Source organism: Desulfobulbus rhabdoformis, assembly GCF_016919065.1.
Taxonomy (GTDB): Bacteria; Desulfobacterota; Desulfobulbia; order Desulfobulbales; family Desulfobulbaceae; genus Desulfobulbus; species Desulfobulbus rhabdoformis.
The window spans coordinates 26,456-37,534 of record NZ_JAFFQA010000019.1 but is presented as its reverse complement, the minus strand read 5'-3'; the positions used below and the strand labels follow the sequence as shown (position 1 = coordinate 37,534).

The 11,079-nt window shown below is 50.8% G+C and carries 7 protein-coding genes and 1 tRNA gene; all 8 read left to right on the top strand.

Features of this window, described 5'->3' with window-relative positions:
- Positions 1-16: 16 nt before the first annotated feature.
- The 8 genes from JWJ90_RS11450 to JWJ90_RS11415 all read left to right on the top strand — a co-directional run bounded on the left by JWJ90_RS11450 (position 17) and on the right by JWJ90_RS11415 (position 11,012).
- Complete coding sequence (locus tag JWJ90_RS11450) at positions 17-412, top strand: MerR family transcriptional regulator (protein ID WP_205227362.1); 396 nt, start codon at positions 17-19, stop codon at positions 410-412.
- Positions 413-463: 51 nt separating this feature from the next.
- Positions 464-540 (top strand) — tRNA-Pro (locus JWJ90_RS11445).
- A gap of 321 nt (positions 541-861) precedes the next feature.
- Positions 862-1,809, top strand: a complete 948-nt coding sequence (locus tag JWJ90_RS11440) for a tyrosine-type recombinase/integrase (RefSeq protein ID WP_205227361.1) — start codon at positions 862-864, stop codon at positions 1,807-1,809.
- A gap of 346 nt (positions 1,810-2,155) precedes the next feature.
- Positions 2,156-4,621, top strand: coding sequence for an EcoAI/FtnUII family type I restriction enzme subunit R (gene hsdR / locus JWJ90_RS11435; protein WP_205227360.1), 2,466 nt, complete (start codon positions 2,156-2,158; stop codon positions 4,619-4,621).
- 38 nt (positions 4,622-4,659) lie between these two features.
- A complete protein-coding gene (locus JWJ90_RS11430) occupies positions 4,660-6,450 on the top strand; it encodes a class I SAM-dependent DNA methyltransferase (RefSeq protein ID WP_205227359.1) in 1,791 nt (596 codons plus the stop codon).
- A complete protein-coding gene (locus JWJ90_RS11425) occupies positions 6,450-8,405 on the top strand; it encodes a restriction endonuclease subunit S (RefSeq protein WP_205227358.1) in 1,956 nt (651 codons plus the stop codon). Before JWJ90_RS11430 ends, JWJ90_RS11425 begins: the two co-directional genes overlap by 1 nt.
- Position 8,406: 1 nt before the next feature.
- A complete protein-coding gene (locus JWJ90_RS11420; RefSeq protein ID WP_205227357.1) occupies positions 8,407-10,158 on the top strand; it encodes an AAA family ATPase in 1,752 nt (583 codons plus the stop codon).
- On the top strand, positions 10,155-11,012 hold the full coding sequence (locus tag JWJ90_RS11415) for an HNH endonuclease family protein (RefSeq protein WP_205227356.1): 858 nt from the start codon (positions 10,155-10,157) through the stop codon (positions 11,010-11,012). Before JWJ90_RS11420 ends, JWJ90_RS11415 begins: the two co-directional genes overlap by 4 nt.
- Positions 11,013-11,079 lie beyond the last annotated feature (67 nt).

The following is an 11,079-nucleotide window of genomic DNA, read 5'->3' as shown; positions in this document are numbered from 1 at the left end:
CCATGAGGCGCGATTGATGGCTTCGAATTTCTCCCACATACCTGACAAGGTCTATTTTCGGATCGGTGAGGTGAGTGAGCTGGTTGGTGTTGAAACCCACGTGCTCAGATATTGGGAATCGGAGTTTGCGCTGATAAAACCCTTTCGCGGTAAATCAAAACAGCGGTTGTATCGTCGTAAAGATGTCCAAACCTTGCTGGTGATCAAAGACCTTCTCCACCAGCAAGGCTATACCATTTCAGGTGCCAGGAAATACCTGAAACAGGCCCTGAAAACCGGTACATTAGAGCAGACTTCTCAGCCAAAACAAGGAGCTGATTCAGAAGCGAAAGCCGATATAATTCAGCAAGTTAAATCCGAGCTTCGTGCACTTCTTACCCAGCTTGAACAAGGAAATAAACCAAAGAACTAAAAGTGGTTGACAGAGACCGCTCAACAATGCTAAATACAGCTCCACATTTCTCGGAACGTAGCGCAGCCTGGTAGCGCACCTGAATGGGGTTCAGGGGGCCGGAGGTTCAAATCCTCTCGTTCCGACCAGTAATTACAAGGGGTTAGATGCTTTTTAAAGCGTCTAACCCCTTTTTTTGTGTGTTTTCCTGTGTTTTCAGTGTCTACAGCCAAATTGGTTGTTTAACTATACGTTTTTATGTGAAATAATTTTGAGTTGCACTCGTTTTTAATCGTTGTATATCGTTATTCATCGTTCCCTGTGCACGGAAATTTACACTCAAATTTACACACAAAAAAACGATGGCATCCATTACGAGAATAAACCGAAAATTCGGACCTGTCTTTCGAGCATCTATTTGCGTCAAAGGACGAAGAGAAACTGCGACGTTTGACAGTAAAGCAAAAGCCATGACCTGGGCAGAGGAGACTGAAGCGCTCCTGCGCTCAGGCGAACCGCTCCCGGGGGAACTGCCAGCCAATGACATGCGGTTCAATGAGGCTGTGGAAAAATACACCATGGCGGTCGCGCCAAGAAAAAAACGAAACACCCAGCGGCTCGATCAGGAAATCGGTGGTCGGCTCATTCGCTACTTCGAAGGCAAGTCCTTACAAACCATTTCCTCAAAAGATATTGCCTCCTACCGTGACTACCGCCTTCAGCAGGTAGGCCCCAGCTCTGTCATTCAGGATATGTCCTTCCTCACCTGCATGTACCGCATGGCCAGGGTCGAGTGGGGACTGGAGGTGAATGATCCAGGAACTGAAGTTCGCCGCCCCTCCGCCCCCAAAAACAGACTCTCCCTCCTCACCCCTAAACAGATCGACACCCTGCTCGACTTCTGCTGCGTTTCTAAATCCGAAAAACTCTACTGTTACGTGCTCCTACTTTTGCACACAGCCATGCGCCCCTCAGAAGGCGCTGGCCTGCTATGGGATCAAGTTCTACTTGAACAGGGGATGATTGACCTCACCGAGACCAAAACGGACCCTCGGCGCGTTCCTATGACGAAAACGATACGCAAGATGTTTGAGGGGATGAAAGTAGGGATGAAAGCAGCAGGGGAGGGTGAAAATGGCTGTGTCTTCCTGCCGTCAAGTCAGGAGGGGCGTGACCAGCCACACCGGTACTTCCGGCGTTCATTTGATAACGCCTGCAGGTACGCTGGGATTTCGAATTTTACCCTGTACGGTTTACGCCATTCGGCGGCCAGCTATCTGATTATGCATGGGGTCGATATTCGCACTGTCGCCGAAATCATGGGGCACAAAAATATCAGCCAGACCATGAAGTATACCCACTTCCTCGATGATCATAAGTTGAACGCGATCGGGGCAATTGATAGTCTTGGGAGGTAATGCGCTGCCACACATCTTCGATAGCCGTAAATACCTGATAAATTGAGTCATAAAAACAAACTCGATAACTTCGCTCATTGAGAATCATCCCTCTGGTAACATGCTGGAATCCGAAGGTAATTAACACGGTGAGATTCAAAATTGAAACGAATTCAAAGCGTAGTTTTCTATCTCATCTCTAACTCTTGGTAATTGCCAAGTTGAACGGAGATAAAAAGATACATCGAAGCAAAGAAAAATGGGGATTTGTTGATTAAATTATCATTGTCTTGTATGAAAAACAAATAGTTACCAAGATACTGCCTGCTGTTTGAATTTGTTGCGTGCTAAGCAATGAGGATGGTTCATGAATATAGAACAACTCTCCGAACGCGATGTCTGCACCAAATACATCACCCCGGCCATCCAAAATGCAGGTTGGCAGCAGCATCAGTTTCGCGAAGAAGTGAAACTGACCGCTGGCCGGGTCATGGTTCGCGGCACTCTTGCAGCCCGCATTCGTGATCCGCAAGCCAAGGGCGGCCCCAAACGGGCTGATTATGTACTCTATGCTAAGCCCAATCTTCCCCTTGTAGTTATTGAGGCTAAACAAGCAAAGTATTCTGTCGGGCACGGCATGCAACAAGCACTGCTATATGCCGAAATGCTTGACGTCCCTTTTGCTGTCAGTAGCAACGGAAAAGAATTTCTCCTCCACGATCGCACCGGCCTAAGTCAGGCCGTCGAACGCACATTTTCTCTCGATGCCTTCCCAAACTTAGAGGAACTTTGGATTCTCTACCAGCAATGGAAGGGGCTCAACGATCCTCAATCTGTCCGTTTACTTGATCAACCCTATCACACCGACGGAAGTGGCCGAGAACCGCGCTATTACCAGCGGGTAGCCATCAATCGTGCCATTGAGGCCATCAGCCTGGGGCGCAATAGGATGCTTCTGGTCATGGCTACCGGTACCGGCAAGACCTACACCGCCTTTCAAATAATCTGGCGCCTGTGGAAGGCCAAGGTCAAACAACGCATCCTCTTTCTCGCCGATCGCAACATCCTGGTCGATCAGACGATGCAACAGGACTTTGCCCCCTTCGGTGAGGTCATGCACAAGATCACCAACCGTGAGGTCAAAAAGAATTATGAGATCTATCTGGCCTTATACCAGGCGGTGACCGGCAAAGAGGAATGGAAACAAATTTACCGACAATTTCCGGCTGATTTTTTTGATCTAGTCGTGATCGATGAGTGTCATCGGGGCAGCGCCACCGATGATTCGGCGTGGCGGGATGTACTCGATTATTTTCATCAGGCAACCCATATCGGCCTGACCGCCACGCCCAAGGAGAAAACGCGACTCGATCGGGAACAACAGATCCGGGTGATTGAGGATCCGGAATACAACTACAAATATTTCGGCGAGCCAATCTACACCTATTCGCTCAAACAGGGTATCGACGACGGTTTTCTCGCCCCGTACAAAGTAATCCGTATCGCCACTGACGCCGATGCCATCGGCTACACCCCGGAGCAGGGTAAAATTGATAAGCATGGTCAGGTGGTGGAACAGCGTCTTTACAACACCAAGGATTTCGACCGAAACCTCGTTCTCGAAAAGCGTACCCAGCTTGTGGCCGCACGGGTGTGGGAATACCTTAAAAATACTGACCCAATGGCCAAGACTATCGTTTTCTGCGATGATCAAGATCATGCTGAGCGTATGCGCCAGGAGTTGGTCAAGCTCATTCCTGCTGCAGCCAGCAATCGCCGGTACGTCATGCGTATTACCAGCGACGATTCCGATGGCAAGGCCCAACTCTCCTATTTCATCGACAACGATGAGCCCTATCCGGTTATCGCCACCACCTCCAAACTCCTCAGCACCGGTGTGGATGCAAAAACCTGCAAACTCATTGTTCTTGATCAAACCATTAACTCGATGACCGAGTTCAAGCAGATCATAGGTCGTGGCACTCGGATTCGTGAGGATTACCGCAAGCTATACTTCACCATCATGGACTTTAAGGGCGCCACTCGTCTTTTTGCCGATCCCGACTTCGATGGCGAGCCAGTGACCGTCTATGAACCACATCCCGAAGACCCGGTTGTTCCCCCAGAATCTCCGACTCCTATGGAAACCAGCGAGCCCTTACCGCCAGGGTATACACCAGAATTCCCACACCAGGATGAAACCACCGGTGAAACCACCGAGGGCGGTCAAGGCCAGGTAAAGTATGTGATCGACGATGTTGCTGTCCGTATTGCCGTTGAACGCTCCCAATATCTCGATGCGGACGGTAAGCTTATCACCGAAGATTACCGAGTCTTGCTCAAGGATAATATTCGGGCAACCCTGCGGGCACAGTTTGGTAGCCTGAGCGGTTTCCTGCAACGTTGGCAGACGGCGGAGCGCAAGCAGGCCATCATCGACGAGCTAACGGAACAGGGATTGCCCCTGGAAGTCCTCCAGCAGGCAGTGAACAATGGTCAAGAGCTTGATCTGTTCGATCTGGTGTCGCATGTCGCCTTTGATCAAAAACCGTTGACCAGACGTGAGCGCGCCAAACAGGTGAAAAAAAGAGACATCTTTAGTAAGTATGGCGGGCAAGCTCGGGCAGTGCTCGACGCCCTTTTGGAAAAATTTGCCGACCATGGCGTGCAGGATATGGAAGACGCCAAGGTGCTTGAACTTCCTCCCTTTGATCGTTTCGGCAGCAAGACCCAAATCCGTCGCGGCATATTTGGTGGTGTGGAACACTACACCCAGGCCGTCAACGAGCTGGAACGCGCACTCTACGATACCCACCGACAAAACGCCGCCTAAGCCTGTGGGCAAGGCGGATACAGCAAGAGAAGAACGTAATGAATCTCAGCAGTACTATTAAATCAATCCAGGACATCATGCGCAAAGACGATGGTGTCGATGGCGATGCCCAACGCCTGGGCCAGCTCACCTGGATGCTGTTTCTTAAAGTCTTTGACCAGCGTGAAGAAGAATGGGAAGACGATGCCAAAGATCAAGGCCAGCCGTATAAATCCCCGCTGCCCGAGCGCTTCCGTTGGCGTAACTGGGCCAAATATCTGCCTGACGCCGAAGGGAAAAAGAAACCGCAGATTGCCGGCAGTGAGTTGATTGGCTTCGTCAACAATGAGCTTTTTCCGGCCCTGAAAGAGCAGATCGACCCCAGCCAAAGCCCGTCTCATAAAGTCATTAAACAGATCTTTGAGGATGCCAACAACTTCATGAAATCTGGCCCGCAGATGATGGCGGTGATCGAAAAACTGGAAGAGGTGATCAACTTCCACGATTTTAAGACCCGTGCCAGCCTGGGCGACGTCTACGAGCAGATGCTCAACGATCTGCGCGGTGCCGGCAATGCCGGTGAATTTTATACCCCCCGCGCCATCACCGCCTTTATGGTCGATAGAGTCAATCCCAACCTGAAAAAACGTGAGTCCGTGCTCGACCCGGCCTGCGGCACCGGCGGCTTCCTTACCGCCGCCATCGATCATTTTCGCAAGCAGCGCACCACCAAGTCCGGCCCCGAGGACCAACGCGCAATCGAGGAGTTGATTCACGGCATTGAAAAGAAACAGTTGCCGCACCTTCTCTGTACCACCAACATGCTGCTGCACGGCATCGATGTGCCCAGCCAGATCGAGCACCGTAATACCTTGGCAACCGGTTGGAACGAATGGACACGAGGGAATAGGGTGGACTGTCTGATCACCAATCCTCCTTTTGGCGGTTATGAAGAAGATACTGTAGGCGGAACCTTCCCTCCCGATCTCAGAACCCGAGAAACCGCCGACATGTTCATGGCGCTGATTATTAAGAAGCTGCTTAAGGAAAACGGCCGCGCCGCCGTGGTCCTGCCTGACGGCTTTCTCTTTGGAGACGGCATCAAAGGCACCTTGAAAAAGTTGCTGCTGCGCGAATGTAAGCTGCACACCATCGTTCGCCTGCCCAAGGGAGTGTTCGCTCCCTACACCACCATCAAGACCAACCTGCTTTTTTTCACCAAAGGTGCAGTGACGGACGACGGCAGCGAGCATTTTCACACCGAAACCATCTGGTTCTACGAACACCTCTACCCGGCAGGCTACAAGAGTTACTCCAAGACGAAGCCGATCCGACTGGAAGAATTTGCTCCCGAGAAGGAGTGGTGGGGTTCCGAGGACAACGATTTCGCCGACCGGGTGGAAAACGAGTGTGCCTGGAAGATTGATTTCAAGGCAAAACGTGAGCAGGCGGAAAGTCTGGCCCAGCCGCACTGGGGCGAGGCGGAGTCCTTGAACAACACGGCCATGGAGCTGGAAAACCGGGTGCGCGACCTGCGCGATTCCATCAAAGGAGTCAATGATCAGGAAGTGCGCAAACCGGTGGAAGATGAAATTGAGGAATTGCGTCCGCAGGTAGACGCCCTGCGCTTGCAGGCACGTGACGCCCAAGCAGCGGGTGACCGCATTTACTGGCCGATTTTTAACCTGGATATCAAAAACCCCAACGCACCGGAAGAAGAAATCTTTGATCCCGACGTGCTGTTGGAGAAGTATAAAAAGCTGCTGGGTGAAATTGAGGAAACGGAAAACCAGCTCAAGAGCGAACTGGCAGCCGCGCTTGCACATCACTTTGCGGGTGAGGGCGACTAATGGATGCGCAGCAATTTTTGGGCGAGTTTGGGCATATTGCAAATTCACCTGGAGGGGTGCAAAAATTACGAGCTCTCATTTTGCAGCTCTCCATTCAGGGGAAACTTGTACCTTCAAGCGTGGCATCAGAAAAATCAGATAGTTTGTTTGATGCAATTAAAAAAATTAAATCTCAACTGGTTGCCCAAAAAATAATTCCAAGAGAAAAGCCTTTTCCAATAATTAAAGATTCAGAGTACCCGAATGAAAGGCCGTCTCATTGGGAATGGGCGAGGTTCGGGGATGTTTGGCAATTGTTGTCCGGACGAGATCTGGCGAAGAGCCAATATAACGAGTCAAAAAAAGGAATTCCCTATATAACAGGTGCGAGTAATATTGAAAAAAATGTTATCAATATTAATCGTTGGACTGATAAGCCGATAGTGATTTCAATTTTAAATGATTTGTTGATTACTTGCAAGGGAACAATTGGAAAAACTGTTTTTAACACGATAGGAGAAGTTCATATTGCACGTCAAATTATGGCAATAAGAAATTTTTCAAATAAACTTAATTCTGGTTTTTTGAAAATATGGCTTGATGGATTCGTGAGTCAGCTTATTGAAAAATCAAAAAGTATGATTCCTGGATTTTCAAGAGAAGATTTGATCTATGCAATTTTCCCCCTCCCACCACTTGAAGAGCAATCCCGTATCGTTGCCAAAGTCGATGAGTTGATGGCCTTATGCGACAAACTGGAAGCACAGCAACAGCAGTGCCGCCGCTTGCAAAACAACCTGCGTCAATCCACCCTGCAAGCCGTTGCCGCCGCCACCAAACCGCACGAACTACACACCTCCTGGACTCGCCTCACTGACAACTTCAGCCAGCTCTTTCATGCACCGGAGGATGTGGCAGATCTCAGGAAACTCATCTCTGAGCTTGCGATTCGTGGCGCGCTTGATGCTGCGAGCGAACTCTCGGATATCGGGACCTTAGATGTCTATTTGTCTGAGCTTGCCCGAAAAAAATCAGGAAAACGATTTGCCAAAGCTGTCAAAGTTGAAGAGGAGATACCACTGCCTGACGGATGGCGTTGGGTGCTGCTGGAGGAGTTGTTGGCTGGCTCCGAATCAGGATGGAGTCCTAAATGTGATTCTGAGGCAAGGCGGCCGGGTGAGTGGGGTGTGCTGAAGGTAAGCGCAGTGACATGGGGCACATTCAATCCGGAAGAGAATAAACGTCTCCCTCTCTCACTTGATCCCCGTCTTGAATGTGAAGTGAAACCTGGAGACTTTATGCTTTCTCGCGCTAATACAGCTGAACTTGTTGCGCGTAGCGTGATTGTGCCCGATGTCTGTCCAGAACAACTGTTGATGAGCGATAAAATTGTTCGGCTCATATTTTTGGATAATGCACTCAAACCTTGGGGCAATTTAGTCAATAATTCCGAGCTAGCTCGTGAGTACTACAAGGCAAAAGCTACAGGGACAAGTGATTCCATGCGGAATGTTTCACGTCGGGTCATACATGAACTGCCAATCCCACTTCCCCCATTACAAGTACAGCAGCGGATACTGGACACAGTGGCTCGGTTAACGCACTTATGTGACGAATTAGAGTTACAAACCTTTACCCGCAAGAAAATTGCGACCCAGTTGGCAACTGCAGCTGTTGCCAGCATTACTGGAATTGCCTCCGAACAAAACGAGGATGAACCCGTGAAAGTACCCCTAACCGAACTGATTGCCCCGCTGCGGCTCGGCCATTCCCCCAGCATCAAGGCCCAAGCGCCACTGGCCACCATCCTTGCCCGTTACAACGGCGCCATCAGCGCCAAGGATCTGTACCAGCGTTTCGGCGGCGAGATCGATGCTTTTTACGCGCAACTGAAGACCGAGGTCAGCCACGGTTGGATTCTGGTGCCGGAAGTGGCCGAGATGCGAGAAAAACTCACCGACAAGGCAAGCGCCTGAAATGCAGCTCCAGCGTATTCGAATTAGCGCTTTCCGCAATCTGCGCGAGATCGAAATTGTTTTTGATAGCTATCTGCCCGCTGCTGATGGAGACTCTGATAGTCCACCGAAGCCAATCCATAGCCATGCCCTCATCGGCCAGAACGGCACTGGTAAATCGAACCTGATCGAGGCGTTGATCAACATCTTTCGCGATGTCGATCTCGACCGCGAAGCTCCCTTTGACTACGAATTGGACTACTCCATCCGCGGCCACGCAGTGTGCCTCAAAGCGGAGGTGAGCCGACAAAAGCGCCCCTTTGTCTGGGTGGATGGTAAGGCCGAATCCCAAGGCTATCTGCTGCGCAACCGTGAACTACTGCCCTCGCACATCTTCGCCTACTATTCCGGGCGCAATGAGCGTATGGAGGCGTTGTTTCAAGAACATCAGCGCCGCTTTAACCGCCGCCAGGAAATCACCGCCGAAGAGGTATTGCCTGCGCACCTGCTGCAAAATTTTTCCGCCAGCGATGCGGATATCCGCGCAATGGAAGAAGTGCGCAAGCGCGAGGAAAACAAGACCCTGCGCCAGTTTGGTGACGACCGGTTGCGCCGCCTGTTCTACTGCCGGGGCGAACACAGCCAATTGGTACTGCTGGCCTGTTTGTTGTCCGATGATCCGGTTTTTCAGAAGGTGTTAAAGAATCTGCACATCGAGGCCCTGGAGTCGGCGCTCTTTGTGTTGAAGGAGCCGCACCGGCTACGGGAGAAACGGAAAAACCAGAAGTTTGACGAGAACGAGCTCAATGAGGGCGACCCGCGTTTCTGGTATGCGCGTGGCAATGTGGTAAGCGAGTTCCTCGATAAACTCTGGCAGGTAGCCTGGGCGCCAATCGAGCAGGAAATCCCGAAACAGATTGATTTTCGCGGACGCACTGAGAAACAGAGACAGCTCTATCTTTTCGTGCCTAGCCAGGAGAAGCTTAGGGAGCTGGGCGAGTTGGTCGGCGGTGCATCCAGCTTTTTCCGTTACGCCGAAGGTGCCTTTATCGGTGATCTGATCGAAGAGGTTCGGATCACGGTCAAAAAGCGTGATGAGTACGGCGGCAAGGTCAGTTTTATCCAACTCTCCGAGGGGGAGTTGCAGATGCTCACTGTACTCGGCCTGATGCGCATTACCAGCGAAGACCACTGTCTGTTCCTGCTCGATGAGCCGGATACCCATCTCAATCCAATCTGGAAGCTGCGCTATTTCGACGATATCGAACAAGTGCTGGCACCGCGAGAAGATGCATCCCCGCAAGGTGAGTCGCAAATCCTCATAACCACCCACGACCCGATGATGGTCGGCAGCCTCAAACGCGAACAGGTGCGTATTCTTCGCCGCGACGGCAATCGCATCCGCGTCGACATGCCGGATGAACATCCCCAGGGCATGGGGGTGACCGGATTGCTCAAGAGTGATTTATTCGGCCTCTCGTCCACTCTCGATATCGAAACCGAACGCCGCCTCTTCCGCCGCAACGAGCTGTTTGTCAAGGAGGCGCGGACGCCGGAAGAAAATAACGAGCTGAGTCGGCTGAGTGCGGAATTGGCTGATCTTGACTTTTCTACCGCAGATTTTCGCGACCCGGACTATGCGCTTTTTGTTCGCAAGATGGCTCAGCATCGGCGCTTCCGTAAACCCACGCTTTCTCCGGAAGAGCGGGATGAGCAGGACCGGATTGCCGACCAAATTATCGATGAAATCTTACGGGAAGAGGGCGAGCCGTGATCTGGATTGATCTTGAGCACAAACTGCCGACAGATAGTGATATTCCTGAGTGGACTCCATGGACGCGGGAAAAGTGGCAGGCGTGGATGGACAAATCGCAACAGTTGGTGGACCAGCTTGCAGCATTTGATGTGCCAAGACAAAAAGAGGAACGTAACGCACTGATCAATGCCAATAGCAGGCATTGGGGGCAACTCAAAGAATGGCTGTTGGCATTATCCAGTGGCAAATGCTGGTTTTCCGAAGTGCGCGAACTGTATTCCCATTACGACGTCGAACATTTTCGTCCCAAGAAAGTGGCAAAGGCTCTGGATGCGACCGAGCGCGACGGCTACTGGTGGCTCGCCTTCGATTACATGAATTTTCGCATCTGTGGCAATGTGGGTAATCGTAAGAAAGGCGGCTGGTTTCCATTGCAGGTGGGGTCGCATTGCTCAACCTATGCGTGTCAGTGTGAGGAGTCAGAAAGCAAGTATCTGTTGGACCCTATTGATGATTATGATGTGAGCCTGCTTGCCTTTGACGAGGAGGGGAAAGCGGTCCCGGTGCCGGGAGCTACGGAATGGGAAAAACAGCGGGTGCTTGAAACGGTGAAACGTCTCAAGTTCAATGAGCATGTTCCCTTGGCAGAGGCTCGCCGCAAGATTTGGCAACAAGTCGATGGACTTGTAGAAGATTATTTAAGAACGAAGGCTCGATGCGGAACAGGAAACAATCCTGCTGCACAACAAAAATTACGGAGCGTGTGCGAGCAAATTCGAGAAAAAACTCAAAGTAGAGCTGAACTCTCTGCTGTCGCCAAATGGTGCATTCTTTTTCGAAATGACTCCAGCCTTTCGAGATTAATCTATTGAGAACTCTATGAATAAAAAAAGTTTATTTTCTTTTGATGCTCAGCCTGGAAAACCGAATAAATGTCGA